At 64.2% G+C, this 16005-nt stretch carries 18 protein-coding genes; 10 read left to right on the top strand and 8 right to left on the bottom strand.

Annotated features, from left to right (window positions below; translation table 11 throughout):
* Positions 1 to 20: 20 nt before the first annotated feature.
* Positions 21 to 806: a thioredoxin family protein gene (locus EN990_RS09970; protein ID WP_013528826.1), complete on the top strand. Its 786-nt coding sequence runs from the start codon at positions 21 to 23 to the stop codon at positions 804 to 806.
* A 433-nt stretch (positions 807 to 1239) separates the two neighbouring features.
* Complete coding sequence (locus EN990_RS09965; RefSeq protein ID WP_127369192.1) at positions 1240 to 1623, top strand: DUF2794 domain-containing protein; 384 nt, start codon at positions 1240 to 1242, stop codon at positions 1621 to 1623.
* Between the two features lie 131 nt (positions 1624 to 1754).
* Here the strand turns inward: EN990_RS09965 and EN990_RS09960 are convergent, their stop codons facing one another.
* From EN990_RS09960 to EN990_RS09945, 4 genes are all read right to left on the bottom strand, one after another.
* Positions 1755 to 2327 carry a GNAT family N-acetyltransferase gene (locus EN990_RS09960; protein ID WP_127369191.1) on the bottom strand — a complete coding sequence of 191 codons (573 nt, stop codon included), beginning with the start codon at positions 2325 to 2327 and terminating at the stop codon, positions 1755 to 1757.
* 108 nt (positions 2328 to 2435) lie between these two features.
* A complete protein-coding gene (locus EN990_RS09955; RefSeq protein ID WP_127384642.1) occupies positions 2436 to 3215 on the bottom strand; it encodes a Bax inhibitor-1/YccA family protein in 780 nt (259 codons plus the stop codon).
* A gap of 227 nt (positions 3216 to 3442) precedes the next feature.
* Positions 3443 to 5992, bottom strand: coding sequence for an ABC transporter permease (locus tag EN990_RS09950; RefSeq protein ID WP_127384643.1), 2550 nt, complete (start codon positions 5990 to 5992; stop codon positions 3443 to 3445).
* A complete protein-coding gene (locus tag EN990_RS09945) occupies positions 5992 to 6687 on the bottom strand; it encodes an ABC transporter ATP-binding protein (protein WP_063169548.1) in 696 nt (231 codons plus the stop codon). The genes EN990_RS09950 and EN990_RS09945 overlap by 1 nt, the downstream gene beginning before the upstream one ends.
* An 88-nt stretch (positions 6688 to 6775) precedes the next feature.
* On the opposite strand from EN990_RS09945, the gene EN990_RS09940 reads away from it, so the two are divergent.
* Both EN990_RS09940 and thpR read left to right on the top strand, forming a co-directional pair.
* Positions 6776 to 7420: an arylesterase gene (locus EN990_RS09940; RefSeq protein ID WP_013528820.1), complete on the top strand. Its 645-nt coding sequence runs from the start codon at positions 6776 to 6778 to the stop codon at positions 7418 to 7420.
* Positions 7421 to 7545: 125 nt separating this feature from the next.
* A complete protein-coding gene (gene thpR / locus EN990_RS09935) occupies positions 7546 to 8142 on the top strand; it encodes an RNA 2',3'-cyclic phosphodiesterase (protein ID WP_063169549.1) in 597 nt (198 codons plus the stop codon).
* Here thpR and EN990_RS09930 read toward each other — a convergent pair.
* Positions 8046 to 8564 carry a low molecular weight protein-tyrosine-phosphatase gene (locus tag EN990_RS09930; protein WP_013528818.1) on the bottom strand — a complete coding sequence of 173 codons (519 nt, stop codon included), beginning with the start codon at positions 8562 to 8564 and terminating at the stop codon, positions 8046 to 8048. The genes thpR and EN990_RS09930 overlap by 97 nt on opposite strands.
* 50 nt (positions 8565 to 8614) lie before the next feature.
* Between EN990_RS09930 and EN990_RS09925 the strand changes: the two genes are divergently transcribed.
* The 3 genes from EN990_RS09925 (at position 8615) to EN990_RS09915 (ending at position 10171) form a co-directional block, all read left to right on the top strand.
* Positions 8615 to 8911 (top strand): 4a-hydroxytetrahydrobiopterin dehydratase, encoded by a 297-nt coding sequence (locus tag EN990_RS09925; protein WP_127368611.1) that lies wholly within the window; start codon positions 8615 to 8617, stop codon positions 8909 to 8911.
* Between the two features lie 123 nt (positions 8912 to 9034).
* Positions 9035 to 9397 carry a YkvA family protein gene (locus tag EN990_RS09920; protein ID WP_127368612.1) on the top strand — a complete coding sequence of 121 codons (363 nt, stop codon included), beginning with the start codon at positions 9035 to 9037 and terminating at the stop codon, positions 9395 to 9397.
* 270 nt (positions 9398 to 9667) lie between these two features.
* Positions 9668 to 10171, top strand: a complete 504-nt coding sequence (locus EN990_RS09915; RefSeq protein WP_013528815.1) for an invasion associated locus B family protein — start codon at positions 9668 to 9670, stop codon at positions 10169 to 10171.
* A gap of 55 nt (positions 10172 to 10226) precedes the next feature.
* Here the strand turns inward: EN990_RS09915 and EN990_RS09910 are convergent, their stop codons facing one another.
* Positions 10227 to 11576 (bottom strand): chloride channel protein, encoded by a 1350-nt coding sequence (locus EN990_RS09910; protein WP_127368613.1) that lies wholly within the window; start codon positions 11574 to 11576, stop codon positions 10227 to 10229.
* Positions 11577 to 12059: 483 nt separating this feature from the next.
* On the opposite strand from EN990_RS09910, the gene rlmN reads away from it, so the two are divergent.
* From rlmN to EN990_RS09895, 3 genes are read left to right on the top strand one after another with little or no spacing between them, the layout of a single operon-like run.
* A complete protein-coding gene (gene rlmN / locus EN990_RS09905) occupies positions 12060 to 13295 on the top strand; it encodes a 23S rRNA (adenine(2503)-C(2))-methyltransferase RlmN (protein WP_027162882.1) in 1236 nt (411 codons plus the stop codon).
* The gene (locus EN990_RS09900; protein WP_127368614.1) at positions 13292 to 13741 is read left to right on the top strand and encodes a hypothetical protein; all 450 of its coding nucleotides are present in this window, start codon (positions 13292 to 13294) and stop codon (positions 13739 to 13741) included. The genes rlmN and EN990_RS09900 overlap by 4 nt, the downstream gene beginning before the upstream one ends.
* Entirely contained in the window at positions 13741 to 14220 is a 480-nt protein-coding gene (locus EN990_RS09895) for a hypothetical protein (RefSeq protein ID WP_063173380.1), read from the top strand. Before EN990_RS09900 ends, EN990_RS09895 begins: the two co-directional genes overlap by 1 nt.
* Positions 14221 to 14226: 6 nt before the next feature.
* On the opposite strand, the gene EN990_RS09890 is transcribed toward EN990_RS09895, so the two are convergent.
* Positions 14227 to 14868 carry a LysE family translocator gene (locus EN990_RS09890; protein WP_013528810.1) on the bottom strand — a complete coding sequence of 214 codons (642 nt, stop codon included), beginning with the start codon at positions 14866 to 14868 and terminating at the stop codon, positions 14227 to 14229.
* 125 nt (positions 14869 to 14993) lie between these two features.
* Positions 14994 to 16005 (bottom strand): GGDEF domain-containing phosphodiesterase (locus EN990_RS09885; RefSeq protein WP_245469177.1); only part of this gene is annotated, 1012 nt, incomplete at its 5' end.

Genomic DNA, 16005 nt, shown 5'->3' with positions numbered 1-16005 from the left:
CATCACCGGCGGGAATCGGAATGGCCATGGCCTCGCGAAAATCATTGTGGCTGGCAGCTCTTGCGCTGGCCTTCTCGGCGTCTGCCGGCGCCGGGCATGCCGGCGAATCCGATCGCGCCCAGACCGACCGGGTCCAGATCGAAAAGCCATTGGGCGTGGTCGAGCTGTTCACCAGCCAGGGCTGCAGTTCCTGCCCGCCGGCCGATACTCTGTTCTCCGAACTTGCCGCCAAGGAAGACATCGTCGCGCTCGCCTATCACGTCGACTACTGGGACTATCTCGGCTGGCAGGACACGCTCGGCCGCAAGGAGAACACCGAGCGGCAATACGACTATATGCGCGCCTTCGGCAGCCGCTCCGTCTATACGCCGCAGGCCGTCATCAATGGCCGCGTCCATGTCAACGGCGCCAACCGCGGCGAGGTCGATGGTGCGCTCGCCCGCATGGCCAAGAGCGGCGAAGGCATGCGCGTCGCCGTCAAGGTCAGCCGCACCAGCGATCGCGTGATGATCGACGCCGGCGATGCCGGCAACGGCCCCAGCGACGCCCATGTCGTCATCGTCTATTTCGACCCGCCGCAGACGGTCAAAGTCGGCGAGGGCGAAAATACCGGCCGCAAGATGACCTACTGGAACGCCGTCACCGGCATCCAGACCGCCGGCATGTGGCATGGCAAGGCACAGCGCTACGAACTGCCGATGAGCGAGATTGCCAAAAAGGGCGGCTGCGCCGTGCTGCTGCAGTCGGTCGGCAAGGACGGCATGCCCGGTCCCATTCTCGGCGCCGCATTCATCCACAAGCCTTGAGATAGAGCGCTCAAACCCCGGCCGCGGTAGCGCGAAGGTTCACCTATCACCAGCCAATAAAAAACCGACGTCAGCTTGCTTCTGACGCCGGTCATTTAGGTTTTGGGATCGTCGCTCCCGGTTCTTCCGAGGAAGAGCCGAGGTTGGTTCGATCCGACGCAGACCCGTGGGCGGGGGGCTTGGGGTTTACGAGCCGGTGCCGGACCGAACCGTCTCAGGCAACGCCGGTAAATTCGTCGGACATTGGGGCATGAGCGCGGATAAAAAAAGGCAGAAATGTGGCGGAACATCACCAATTCCAACACGGCGTTTCATAAAAGTGACTGGACGTGACGGAAACGGCGCGGCGCGGGGCTCGGTTCGCCGGGCCTTGCAATTCAGTCGCGAACACGCCAACTTTGGTTGGCAAAGATTCATTTTGAAGGATCGAGGCATGACCGATGACAGTGGCGGGACGGAGGATGGGGACGCATCCGCAATAATCCCGCTGCACGAGGCGCGACGCGAACGTCTCGATCAGCCGGTGCGGTTCGACCGACGCGAGCTGGACCAGATCCTCAGGCTCTACGGACGCATGGTCGCCGCCAATGAATGGCGCGACTACGCCATCGATCATCTCGCCGACCGCGCTGTCTTTTCCGTCTTCCGCCGCACCAGCGAAGTGCCGCTGTTCCAGATCGTCAAGGATCCGAAACTGGCCCGCAAGCAGGGCGCCTTTGCCGTCATCGCCGCCGGCGGCCGCATCTTGAAACGCGGCCAGGAACTCGGCCGCGTGCTCGGTGTGTTCGACAGCAAGTTGAAGCTGGTGGAAGCCTGAGCAGGGAATTAGAGCAGGGGAATTGAAGAAATGGAGAATTGATGAGTTGAGAAAAGGCCTCGGCGTCATCTGTTGCCGCCGCTTCTTTTTATTCTTCAGTTCTTCAATTCCGCAATTCTTCAGTTCCTTCTTCAGTCCGCTCTAAGGCGAAACTTCCGCTCCGGCAGCGAACTCGGATCGGGCGGCGTCGAGGCACCGCCATTCAGGGACAGCTGCATGAACACCGTGTCCAGCCAGCGGCCGTGCTTGTAGCCGGAACCTTCAAGGCGGCCCGAATGGCGAAAGCCGAGCTTTTCGTGCAGCCGCACCGAGGCGCTGTCGGGACGGCCATCGCCGATCACCGCGATGATCTGGCGAAAGCCCGCCGTCGTCACCGCCTCGATCAGGCTTTGCATCAGCTTGAGCCCGACGCCCTGGCCCTTGGCCTCGGGCGCGACATAGACCGAATCCTCGACAATGAAGCGATAGGCCGGGCGTGGCCGGAAGGCACCGGCATAGGCGTAGCCGAGAACCGCGCCGTCCTTCTCCGCCACAAGGTAGGGAAAGCCGCCGGCCATCAGGCTGTCGAATCGAACACCCATCTCCGCGCGGCTCGGCGGCTCCAACTCATAGCTCGCCGTGCCTTGGGCGACCGCGTCGGCGTAGATGCCGGTGATGCTGTCGAGGTCGGCCGCTGTCGCCGGTCGAATCGTAATAGTGCTCATAGTTTATGGGTGCCATTTCTCTGCTCGCGATAACAGCAAAGCCCGGCACAAAAGAAAAGGGCGGCCGTTGGGCCGCCCTTTTGGAACTCGATGGTCCAGCATGCTGAACTAGCGACGGTCGCCCATGAACTGCAGCAGGAACATGAACAGGTTGATGAAGTCGAGATAGAGCGTCAGCGCGCCCATGATCGCCTTGCGACCGGCGACGTCCGAACTGTCGCCCTCGAAATACATCTCCTTGATCTTCTGCGTGTCATAGGCGGTGAGGCCCGCGAAGACCAGCACGCCGATCGCCGACACGGCAAACGACAGCGCCGACGACTGCAGGAAGATGTTGATCACCGACGCGATGATGATGCCGAACACGCCCATGATCAGGAACGAGCCCATTGCCGTCAGGTCGCGCCTGGTGGTGTAGCCGAACAGCGACAGCGCACCGAAGGCGGCGGCCGTGGCGAAGAAGGTCTGTGAAATGCTGGCCGTGGTGTAGACCAGGAAGATCGAAGACAGCGACAGGCCGACGAGACCGGCATAGACCCAGAACGTCGTCTGCGCCGCCGAAACGCTCATCGACTGGACGCGGAACGACAGGAACAGAACGGCGGCCAGCGGCGCCAGCATCACCACCCAGCGCAGCGGCGAGCCGAAGATCGCGTAGCCGAAGGACGTCAGCATCTCGCCGCTCGGCAGCGTCGCGACAGCCGAAGCCGGATCGGTGGTGGTGGCCAGCATGATCGTGCCGACAGCGGCAAGACCGGTGATGAGGAGGCCAAGCCCCATCAGATTGTAAACCTTGATCATGTAGGCGCGCAGGCCCTGATCGATGTCGGCACCGACGCCGACGCCGGGCACGGCGCGCATCTGGTAGTTGCGAATGGGATCAGCCATTGTAGTCCTCTATTGCTTCTGCCCCGTCCGGTGTCAGGTCCTTCCGGACCCAGGCGCCGCTGGCAGGGCTCCAGCATGCCTGTGGCGAAATATGATGGTTATTCGCGTCAAGAACAAGACCGTAACCGGATGTAACGGTTCGTGAGAGGGCGAAGCGCCGATTCCTCGGCTTTTCGGACGGCTTTCTTACCAAGATTTAATCCAGGATGCCCGTTCCGGGCCTGTCGTCACAGGTTGCGCAGCACCGGTGCTGCCTTGTGGCCGAGCACCCGCCAAGTGCCGGCGAGACCAATGCCGACCGTGATCACCAGCGAAAACAGAATGGTTGCCACCGCCACCTCCGGCATGAAATGCGACGGCAAAGTCATGATGCGCGCGACGACGAACCAGGCGGCTGCGCTGCCCGCCGCCAGCGCGAAAATGGCGGTGGCCAGCCCGATCAGCATATATTCGAGCGAGAAGGCCGATATCAGCGTCGTGCGTGTCGCGCCCAGCGTCTTCAACACCACCGCATCATGGATGCGCGCCCGGTTGCCGGCTGCAAGCGCGCCGGCCAGCACCAGCACCGAAGCGATCAGCGCCACGCCAGCGGCCGCCCGGATCGCCGTGCCGAGCTGCCCGACCAGCCGGTTGACGACGTCGAGCGCGTCCTTGACCCGCACCGTCGTCACCGCCGGGAAGGCGCGGGTGACGGCGTTGAGGATGCGGGCGTCGTCGGCCGTCGATGCACTCTTTTCGGTCAGCGTCGCCATCCAGCCATGCGGGGCGCCCGCGAATGTGTTGGGCGAGAAGACCATGACGAAATTGATACCCATCGTCTCCCATTCGACTTGGCGGAAACTGGCGATCCTGGCCGTGACGTTGCGGCCCAGCACATTGACGGTGATGGTGTCGCCGAGCTTCAGCCCGATCTCCTTGCCTTCTTGCGCCGAAAACGAAACCAGCGGTTCGCCGCTGTAATTTTCGGGCCACCAACTGCCCTCGGTCAGCGTCGCGTTCTCCGGCTGCCTGGTGTCATAGGTCAGGCCGCGATCCCCCCTCAGCACCCAGGCGCCTTCCGCCGGCACCTTCACCTTGTCGACGTCGACACCGTTCAGCGCCATCACCCGGCCGCGCAGCATCGGCACCTTGGCCAGCACGCCCTGCGGCGCCTCCTTGCCGATCAGCGCCGAGAAGGACGCGACATCGGCGCTCTGGATGTCGACGAAGAAGAAGTTCGGCGCCCGTTCCGGCAGGCTGCCCGAGATCTGTCGCCTGAGATTGCCGTCGATCAGCGCCAGCGTCACCAATAGCGTCAGCCCGAGCCCAAGGGACAGCACCACCGATGGCGTCAGGGCGCCTGGCCGATGGATGTTGCCGATGGCGAGCCTGAGCGCCACGAAGCGCACGCGCGGGCTTTTCCTGGCCGTCCATTGCACCAGTGCGCCGACCACGCGCAGCACCAGGAAGGCGAAGACGGTAGCGCCGACAAAGATCGAGGCGATGCGCTGGTCGCCCGAGAACAGAATGGCCAGCGCCGCAAGCAGCAGCGCGATGCCTATGGCCGCCGCGACATAGGCGGGGCGCGGCAAGCCGCGGCCTTCCAGCCCCATTTCGCGAAACAGCGCGGTTGCCGGCACGTCGCGGGTGCGGCCGAGCGGCAGCAGCGCGAAAGCCAACGTCACCAGCAGGCCGAACAGCGCCGCCATGCCGAGCGCGCCGGGATAGAAGCCGCCTTCGGCCGGCACCGGAATGACGGATTGCAAGGCCGCGCTCGCCGCGAAGGGCATTAGTGCGCCGAGCACAAGGCCCAGCACGATACCCAATCCGGCTATGATCAGGATCTGCACGAGATAGACGGCAAAGACGAAGCCGCCCGAAGCGCCCAGGCTCTTGAAGGTGGCGATGACGCCGCGCTTGCCGTCGAGATAGGCGCGCACCGCATTGGCGACGCCGACGCCGCCGACCACCAGCGCCGTCAGCCCGACCAGGGTCAGGAACTGCGAGAAGCGTTCGATGTTGGACGACAGCGCGGGCGCCGCGTTGCTGCGCGTGCGGATCGACCAGCCGGCTTCCGGAAAATCCGTGGCGGCCTGATCCTGGATGGCCTTGAGCCTCGTCTCGTCGGCGTCCGCCGGCAGCCGGATTTTGTAGGCATTCTCGACCAGGCTGCCCGGCTGGATCAGTCCAGTGGCCGCCAACCCTTCGGTCGAGATCATCAGCCTCGGCGCGAAGCCGAAACCGTCGGACACGGCATCCGGTTCGGCGACCAGCTTGGCGCGCAGTTCGAAAGTAGCGGTGCCGAGCTTCAGCCGGTCGCCAGGCTTGACGTGCAACCGCTCGAACAGAAGATCGGGCGCTGCCGCACCGAAGACGCCGAACTCTTCGCCGAACAGTTCCTGTTTCGACAGCGCCGGCTCGGTCTCCAGCGTGCCATAGAGCGGATAGACATGGTCGACCGCCTTGGCCTCGACCAGCGCCTGGTCGGATCCGTCGGCGAGACGCGCCATCGAACGCATGCTGGCGGTCCGCGAAACCGTGCCGAGCCCGTCAAGGAAGCTGCGCTCCGCCTGACTGGCGTCACGCTGGTTGATCTGGAAGCGAAGATCGCCGCCAAGCAGCGTCTGGCCCTGATTGGCGACACCGGCGGTGATCGAACGCGCCACCGAGTTGACGCCGCCGATGGCCGCGACGCCGAGCGCGATGCAGGCGAGGAAGATCAGGAAACCGGACAGGCCGCCGCGCATCTCGCGCAGCGAGAAGCGGACAGCGAGCCTCAACGTCCGGGACAGCGGCATCAGGCCGTCACCTTGACCGGCGCCGGTGCCTCGATCCGGCCCGAGTGCATCGAAACCTGGCGCGAACAGCGTGCCGCGAGCGCCGGATCATGCGTCACCAGCACCAGCGTCATGCCGCGCTCGGCCGCCTTCGCAAACAGGAGGTCGGCGACCTGCCGCCCGGTCGCCTGGTCCAGATTGCCGGTCGGCTCGTCGGCGATCAGGATGCGCGGCGACGGCGCCAATGCGCGGGCGATCGCCACGCGCTGCTGCTCGCCGCCCGACAATTCGCCGGGATAGTGGGTGACGCGGTCGCTGAGGCCAACCGCCGCCAGCTCGCGCGCCGCCACCGCGAACGGATCGGAATGGCCGGCCAGTTCCAGCGGCACCGCGACATTTTCGAGCGCCGTCATGTTGGGAATGAGATGGAAGGACTGGAACACGATGCCAATGTTTCGGCCACGAAACGAAGCAATCTGGTCCTCGCTTTTGCCGTTGAGCAGCTCGCCGGCGATTCGGACCGTACCCGAATCGACCCTTTCCAGGCCTGCCAGGACCATCAGCAAGGTCGACTTGCCGGAACCCGAAGGTCCGACGATGCCGGTCGCCTCGCCGGTCGCCACGTCGAGGCTCACCCCCTTCAGCACATGGACCGATGAAGCGCCCTCGCCAAGGGTCAGGGACACGTCTTTCAGCGCGATGACGGCTTCTGTCAAAATGAAATCGTCCTATATCTGGGAATGAAGGCTCTGCTTGCCGGAAGCCGTCGACTGGAGAATTCCTAGCTCATATGGGGCCTGCCGCATGTCTTTCAAACGCAGTATTGCCGCAGGCTTCGTGGTTTTCCTCGCCATTTGCGGCGTCATGTCGTCGGCGCGTGCCGAGCCGTTCAAGATCGTCGGCTTCGGTGACAGCCTGATGGCGGGCTATGGCCTTGGACCCGACCAGGGCTTTACCGACAGGCTGCAGGCAGCGCTTGGCGCCAAAGGCCACGACGTGACCGTCGCCAATGCCGGCGTCTCCGGCGACACGACGAGCGGCGGCCTGGCGCGGCTTGACTGGTCGGTGCCGGACGGCACGCAGCTGGTCATCCTCGAACTCGGCGCCAACGACATGCTGCGCGGCGTCTCGCCCGACATCACCAAAAAGAACCTCGACGAGATGCTGAGCAAGCTGAAGCAGCGCAAGATTGCCGTGCTTCTGGCCGGCATGCGCGCCGCACCCAATCTCGGTCCCGACTACCAGAGCGCCTTCGACGCCATTTTCCCGGACCTGGCGAAGAAATACGACGTCGCGCTCTACCCGTTCTTTCTCGACGGCGTCGCCGGCCAGCCCGGCATGCAGCTCGAGGACGGCCTGCATCCGAGCGCACGAGGCGTCGACCAGATGGTCGAACGCATCCTGCCCGCGGTCGAGAAGGTGATCGCGGCGGTGCCGGGCGATTCCTAGCGGGTTGGAACTGTTTCCGCCCGGCGAGCTTTTAACAGGGACTGTGGCCAACAAACCTCTTGCTCCGTTTGACTATCGATGATTCGCTATGGGTGACAGTTCGATTCGAGGAAGGGAGGCTCTTCATGCCGCGTCTTTTCACCGCCCTCGAAATTCCGCGTGACGCTGCCCTTTCGCTGTCCCTGCTGCGGGGCGGCTTGCCGGGAGCTCGCTGGATCGACGTCGAAAACTACCATCTGACGCTGCGCTTCATCGGCGATGTTCCCGGCCATGTCGCCGACGAGATCGCCAACGCGCTCGACCGCGTCCACCGCCCTTCTTTCTCGCTGGCGCTGACCGGCGTCGGCGCTTTCGGCCAGAAGAAGCCGCATGCGGTGTGGGCGGGCGCTTCCGCCTCGCCCGATCTGGCCGCCCTTCAAGGTGAGGTCGACCGCATCTGCCAGCGGCTCGGCATCCCGGCCGACCCGCGCAAATTCATGCCGCATGTGACGCTGGCGCGCTTGCGCAATTCGACCCCGCTGGACGTTGCCCAATATCTGTCGGCGCGCGGCAATTTCTCGACGCTGCCGTTCCGCATCGGCCGTTTCGTTTTGATGTCGTCGCGCGATTCGGTCGGCGGCGGACCCTACATCGTCGAGGAAGCCTGGCCGCTGTCAGGCACGGACGCCCGCGCCTCCAGCCTTGTCGCCAGCGCCTCCGACGCCTCGCGGATCATGCGATAGGCGGAAGCGAAGGCTTCTGCCTCGTCATGATAAGGATCCGGCACGTCGCGTGCCTTTCCCTGCGCGAATTCCAGGAACAGATGGATACGGTCCTGCACGGCCGCCGGCGCCAGCGCCTTCAGGTCAGCGACATTCGACCGGTCCATGCCAAGGATCAGGTCGAAACGGTGGAGGTCCTGCGGCGTGACCTTGCGCGCCCTCTGCCCGGAAATGTCGACGCCGTGCCGCATGGCGACCGCGATCGCGCGTCGATCGGGGGCAGAGCCGGCCTCCCAGTCACTGGTTCCCGCCGAATCGAGCAGGATATCCCGGGCCGACCCGCGCTCGGCCCAAACGGCGCGGAAGACACCTTCCGCCAGCGGCGACCGGCAGATGTTGCCGAGGCAGACGAAGAGAATGGAATTTATAGGCTTCGCGCTCATCGATCCGTCGCTATGGTGAGGGTCGTTTTCGAATAGCACAGGATAGGGACATGGCGAGAGAGAAACTGGGCAGGCAAGCCGCTGAAGCCGCATTGACGGGCCTCGACGGCTGGGCGCTGGCGAAAGACGGCGCCTCCATCAAGCGCACATTCACCTTCGCGAATTTCTCCGAGGCTTTCGCCTTCATGACCCGCGTCGCGCTTGCCGCCGAGGCGATGGATCATCATCCCGACTGGTCGAATGTCTACAAGACCGTCGACGTGACGCTGAACACCCACGACGCCGGCGGCGTGACTGCGCTCGATATCGATCTGGCCACGAAAATGAACCGTTTTGCCGGCGCCTGAGGCCTGGTATCGCCTCGGCAGGCCCAAATCGGCACCGGCATCTTGTAGCGGGGGTCGGGTTTCACCACATTTTCCCCCGCGGGGCAGGCGCCGGATGCGCATGAGCCCCGCAAGGAGAGACTGATGGCGCAACAATCCGGTTTTGATTTCTTCGGCTTTGGCGGCAAGCCGTCAGACGAGAGCGAAGTGCGCGAGAAATTCTGGCGCACAGCCAAGAAGGCCGCGCGGCAGATCCCCTTCATGGAAGAGGTCGTGGCCGCCTATTATTGCGCCATGGACAAGAACACGCCGCTGCGCGCCAAGGGCATTCTGCTGGCCGCGCTCGGCTATTTCGTGCTGCCGGTGGATGTCATCCCCGACTTCGTCTTCGGGCTTGGCTTCACCGACGACATCGCCGTGCTCACCGCCGCGATCACCGCCGTCAGTGCCCACATCACCACTGCGCACCGGCAGGCCGCCAGGGACGCCATAGCCGACAAGGGCTGAACACGCGCGCGGAACGCCGTTGGAGCCGGCTTTCGGCGACAGCGTAAAAAGTCAAACTCTTGCCGCTTTCGTGGCCTCCAAGTCGCCAAAGGGATGTCGCGCCACCCGCTCGCAGGGCGGCGGCGCGGGTATGGTGGCGGTTTCCTCGGGGTGAGGGTCCTTTTCTCTTCGGAAATTCACCGTTTGGTAACCCAGATTAAATCAAAATGAAGCGACGGGCAGGACGCCAAGCCGGCCTGCCTCCGCACCATTTGGAATACGGGAAAAGCGATGCGCGGATTGATTGCGATAGTTTCGAGTCTGGCCCTGGTGGCCGTGGCAGCGCCGGCACTGGCGCAGTCGGCGACCAAGATCGGCCAGCACAATGCCTGGGGCACCTACAGCTACCAGGCATCGGGCGGCAAGGTCTGCTATGTCCTGACCGTGCCGACCGACAAGCAGCCGCCCACGCTCGACCATGGCGATATGTTCTTCTTCGTCAGCCAGCGGCCCGGCCAGCAAGTGTCCTACGAGCCGCAATTCATTGCCGGCTACAATTTCCAGGAAGGCTCCAAGGCCACCGTGACCATCGACAAGAAGACGTTTTCGATGTTCACGCGCGGCAAATCGGCCTGGGTCGAGAATGCCGCCGAGGAGCCGGTACTGATCGCCGCCATGAAGACCGGCACCGACATGAAGGTGACGGCGAAGTCCGGCCGCGGCAATCCCACCTCCTATGTCTTCTCTCTGAAGGGCATTTCGGCGGCGCTGACATCGATCGCCAAGTGTAAATAGGCAAAGCTACTTTTTTTGAGGGAAAGGCCGGGCCGCGAAGCCCGGCCTTTTTCTTTCATACTTGCCCCGGCCCGGCCTCCGCCCGGCGGCGCCGGATCGCCTCGGCGATGAAGACACGCGATAGCGCGTGATAGAGCGGCTCGTGCGAGATCATGCGCGCCGTGCCGTAGCCCAGCATCGAGGCCAGCATCAGCGCGATGACATTGTCGTGATTGCCGGTCATCTCCAGGATGATGACGAAGGCCGTCATCGGCGCTTGCACCACACCGGCGAAATAGCCGGCCATGCCGAGCAGTGCCGCCACCCCAGTGCTCGCGCCAAAGAGGAGGCCGAGCGAACTGCCGATGCCGGCGCCGACAGCCAGCGAGGGCGCGAAGATACCGCCCGGAATGCCCGAGATCATCGACAGCAGTCCCGCCAGGAACTTTTCGGCGAAGAAGAACCACGGCAGCGGCGTGCCTTCGACGGCGCCCCGCGCCTGGACGTAACCGGTGCCGAAGGTCAGCCCGCCCGAGGCGATGCCGATCACCGCCACCGCAAGCCCGCAGATTGCGGCCACGATCAGGGCGCGCCGCAAAGGCTGCCCAGTGTTCCAGCGCCGGATCCGCCGCGTCGCCTTCAACGCCAGCAGCGAGAACAGCGCGCCGAACCCGCCGCCGATGACGCCGCAGGCAAGCACCAGCGGCCACTCGGCGGCAAACGAGATGGTGTCCCTGGCGACGCCGAAATAGGTGTAGTTGCCGAGCAGGCCAAGCGAAGCGAGACCGGCCAGGATCACCGCCGTCAGCACCAGCCCGTTGGTTCGCGCCTCATAGGTGCGGCCCATCTCCTCGATGGCGAAGACGATGCCGGCCAGCGGCGTGTTGAAGGCGGCGGCAATCCCGGCGGCCGACCCGGCCAGGATCAGACCCCGGGCCTGCACCATGCCGCCCCAGCGTGCCGCCTGCAGCATCAGCGACGCGCCGACTTGCACCGTCGGACCCTCGCGACCGATCGAGGCGCCGCAGAACAGGCCGACGATGGTGAGCATGATTTTGCCGGCCACCAGTTTGAGGGACAGGATGTGGCTGCGGTCCTCGTCGTCACGCAGATGGCGGGCGGCGATCGCCTGCGGAATGCCGCTGCCTTGCGAACCGGGAAAGAAGGTGTGGGCAAGCCAGGCGCACAGCACGAAACCCAACGGCGTAATGGCAAGCGGCAGATAGAAACGCCAGCCGCCTGCATCTCCTGTCATCAGTTGAAACAGTTCCTGCGCCCTGTCGGCCAGCACCGCGAACAGCACGCTGATCACACCGATGCCAAGCGCGCCGGCCCAGAACACCAGGCGCGGCTGCCAGACCCGCCGTGAGCCCCACATCGCGCGCGAACGCCGCAGCATGGGATATTTTCGCGATGTGCCGGCCATGTCTGTCCTCGAGCGGGGAATGTTTCGGCCTAACACAGCTGGGCAGTCTATTAAACTAGCGCCGGAAAAACCTGTCGTTGGCGCTCGCCTGAGTGCCAGGCGGAAGCATCGCTTCGGTGAAAGGTCGACCCCCACTCCGTCGAGCTACGCTCGACACCTCTCCCCCGATCGACGGGGTAGAGGAAAGGCGCGAATTTGCCAGCCTTGGCTCCCTTCCTCTCCCTCCGGAGGGGGAGAGGTGGCGTTGCGAAGCAGCGACGGAGTGGGGGAAGCCATCAGCCAAACGCGCTGCCGCCGCAAGACAGGCATTATCGGGAGAGAAATGCCCGCCATGACGAGGGGCGGTGCCGACGTCGTTCCAAGGCGATCGTAGATCGTAAAGCTAGCTGAGCATGACTCTGCCCTCAACCTGTGCTATGCGCCGCGCTTCCTTTCCGGCACGATGCGTGAAATCGGCCGCAAACCGCTTATATCAGTGCAACCATGACCCTTTCATTCGATCTCACCACTGACAGCGCCCGCGACGCGTTGCGTGCCCGCTCGGCACAGCCCGAAAAGCAGTCGCTGATCGGCCTGACGCGGATCGAACTCGCCGAGACTCTGGTTGCATCAGGCGCTGTGCCCGAGCGCCAGGCGAAAATGCGCGCCCAGCAGCTGTGGCACTGGATGTATGTGCGCGGCGTCTCCGATTTCGCCGGCATGTTCAACATCTCCAAGGATCTGCGTGCTGAGCTCGACAAGCATTTCACCGTCGCCAGGCCCGAGATCGTCGAGGAGCAGATTTCCGCCGACGGCACGCGAAAGTGGCTGTTCCGCTTTCCGCCGCGCGGCGCCGGCCGGCCTGTCGAGATTGAGACTGTCTATATTCCCGAAGAGGGTCGCGGCACGCTGTGCATCTCCTCCCAGGTGGGCTGCACGCTGACCTGCTCGTTCTGCCACACCGGCACGCAGAAGCTGGTGCGCAATCTGACGGCCGAGGAGATCCTCGCCCAGCTGCTCACCGCCCGCGACCGGCTCGGCGATTTCCCTGACCGCGACACGCCCGACGGCGCCATCGTGCCGGCCGAAGGCCGCAAAGTGTCCAACATCGTCATGATGGGCATGGGCGAGCCGCTTTACAATTTCGAAGCGGTGAAGAAGGCGCTGCTGATCGCTTCCGACGGTGACGGCCTGTCCCTATCGAAGCGGCGCATCACGCTGTCGACCTCCGGCGTCGTGCCGGAAATCTTCCGCACCGGCGAGGAAATCGGCGTCATGCTGGCAATCTCACTGCATGCCACCAATGACGATCTGCGCGACTTGCTTGTGCCGATCAACAAGAAGTATCCGCTGAAGGAACTGATCGCCGCCTGCCGCGCCTATCCCGGCCTGTCGAACGCCAAGCGCATCACCTTCGAATATGTGATGCTGAAGGACGTCAACGATTCCATCGAGGACGCCAAGGGACTGATCAAGCTGCTCAAGGGCATTCCGGCCAAGATCAACCTGATCCCGTTCAACCCGTGGCCGGGCACCAATTACCAGTGCTCGGACTGGGAGACGATCGAGAAATTCGCCGACTACATCAACAATGCCGGCTATGCCTCGCCGATCCGCACGCCGCGCGGCCGCGACATCCTCGCCGCCTGCGGCCAGCTCAAATCCGACTCCGAGCGCATGCGCAAGGTCGACCGGCTGGCTCTGGAAGCGATGATGATAGCGGGGCACGGCGAGGCGTGAACCGCCCCTTCGCCTGGCTAAGACGCCTCGCCATCATGGCGGTCGGCTATATCGCCGCCGTGCTGACCTCGATCCTGGTGCCGGTGCTGCTGATCGCTCTTCTGGAAGGCATCGAAGACGGCAACTGGTCGATCATTTTCGCCTTCGACTGGCTTGGCTCGTTCCCGCTCGCCGTGTTGACCGTAATGATCGGCGCGCTGTTGATCGTCGGTCCGGCGCTTTTTGTCGCCGAACGGTTTTCACTTCGGGGATGGTTCTACTTCGCCGCCACCGGTGCGATCACGTCCATCGCCTTTGGCGTATCCATGCCGCGCTCGGCCAGCAGCTTTGTCTTCAATCCGGGCTTTCTGGGTTTTCTCGCCACCGCCGGCATCGCCGCCGGGTGGATCTACTGGCTTCTGGCTGGACGCAGGTCCGGCACGGGCCGGAATCTGGGCCGGGATTGATGGCGCGTCTCGTCGGCTACCTCATCCGTTTCACCGTCATCCTGTTCGGCTATGCCGTCGCCTCGCTGGCGGCGAGCGCCTTCCTCAACATCCTGTTCCTGGCATCGCTCGGCTACACGCCGGAGCATGCGCATCCGACGGCGACGGCTTCCCTGTATTTCTCAATTCCGTTCGCCGCCCTGTTCGTCGCCTATTTCGCCCTGATGCCGGCCTCTGTCGTCATCCTGCTTGCCGAAATCCTGGGCCGGCGCGACTGGCTGTTCTATGCGCTGGCGGGCGCGGTGGTTGCCGGTGTTTTCCTCGGGCTTGCCGACCACAGCGGTGACACCGCCTTCGCCGTCAGGGACACCAGCGCCATCATGGCCGTGATCGGCAGCGGCATGGTCGGTGGTATCTTTTACTGGCTCAGCGCCGGGCGCTGGGCCGCAAGCTGGTGGCAAGGCGAACCAGGATCAAAAGAGGATGGCCGGACAGGATGACGGCGCCTACTTCGCCTGCGCCGTCAGGATCTTGAGGGCGAAGGCGGAGAACACGCCGGCGAAGAGATAGTCGACCACCCGCGTAACGCGCGGGCTTGCCTTCATCGCCGCCGAAAACTTTTCCGCCGCCAGCACCATCGGCACCGTCACCGGGACCGACAGCACGATGAACATCGTGCCCAGGAAAAACAGCTTTCCCGGTGCGTTCGGATCATGCGCGGAGACGAACTGCGGCAGGAAGGTCATGAAGAACAGGATGATCTTCGGGTTGAGCAGATTGACGCCGAGGCCCGCCGCCCAGCTGCGCAACAGCGAAATCTCGGGTCCCGTCTTCTTCTCCGGCGAAAAGGCCGAGCCCCTGGTGATTGCCTGCCAGGCCAGGAAGACGAGATAGCCGGCGCCGAAGATCTTCAGCACGAAGAATGCCATCGGCGAGGCGACGATCAGCGCCGAGACGCCGACCACCACCAGCGTGGTGTGGATCAGCGTGCCGCACAGCGCGCCGGCCATCGAGGCAAAGCCAGTGGCACGGCCCTGGCTCAGCGTGCGCGAGACGAACAGGGTCATGTCCGGCCCCGGCGTGATCGCCAGGATGACCGTGGCGATGGCGAACTGGATCAGCGTGGTGGTGTCTGGAATGAACGACATGAGCGGCCCTGGGGAATTGGGAGGCCTATACAGGATGCGCCATGTCGACGCCAGACACAGCAGCGATCCGATCTCGATCCAGCAGGCGTCTGCACGGCATTCGCTGGGCGCCGGCCGCGGCAGTCCTATGCCTGCCTGCTCAGCCGTATCCTCGCTGGCTCCTCCGCGAAGAGTCGATCGTTGCGGACATCGGTGTCCCCGGTGATCTGGTCGATCGGCTTGGGCCGGCCGAGAAAATAGCCTTGCGCCTCATTGCAGCCTTCGACCTGCAGGATGGTGAGCTGGACATGTGTCTCGACGCCTTCGGCGAGCACCGGAATGTCGAGGCTGCGGCCCAGCGTCAGCACCGCCCGGATGATGGCCTTGGCCTGCGGGCTTCGCTCGACATCGGCCATGAATGAGCGGTCGAGCTTGATCTTGTCGAAGGGAAACGAGCGCAGCGTATCGAGCGATGAATAGCCGGTGCCGAAATCGTCGATCGCGATCGTCACCCCAAGCGCCTTGACCTGGCGCAGGACATGCAGCGTGCGCACCTTGTCGGCGACGATCGTCGATTCGGTCAACTCCAGCTCCAGCCGTTTCGGCGACAGCCCGGTCTCGATCAGGATCTGATGGACGAGCTTGGCGAGATCGGCATGGGCGAACTGCACCGGCGACAAATTGACCGCGATCTTGTGGCCATTGCCCCACGAGGCCGCCTGCCGGCACGCGGTCCGCAGCACCCATTCGCCGATCGCCATGATCGAGCCGTTCTCTTCGGCAATCGGGATGAATTCGGCGGGCGGGATCATGCCATGCACGGGATGGGTCCAGCGCAGCAGCGCCTCGTAGCCGCAGGTGGCGCCGGTCGGGACCGAGGTCTGCACCTGATAGTGAAGCGAAAGCTCGCCGCGGTCGATCGCCTGGCGAAGGTCGGTGGCCAAGGCGCGGCGCGCCCGCGCCGTCTCGTCCATGGCGGATTCGTAGAAGCAGACGGCTCGCGTCACGTCGTTCTTCGCCCGGTACATGGCAAGGTCGGCGTTGCTGACCAACCGCTCGCGGTCGGCCCCGTCGCGCGGATAGACCGCGACGCCGATGCTGGCGCCGGCGGCGATCTCGAAATCGTCGAGCCGCAACGGCTCGAACAGGGATTTCTCC

The sequence above is a fragment of the Mesorhizobium sp. M7A.F.Ca.US.005.03.1.1 genome (genome assembly GCF_003997975.1).
Classification (GTDB): domain Bacteria; phylum Pseudomonadota; class Alphaproteobacteria; order Rhizobiales; family Rhizobiaceae; genus Mesorhizobium; species Mesorhizobium ciceri.
This window is presented reverse-complemented; position numbering and strand designations above follow the sequence as displayed.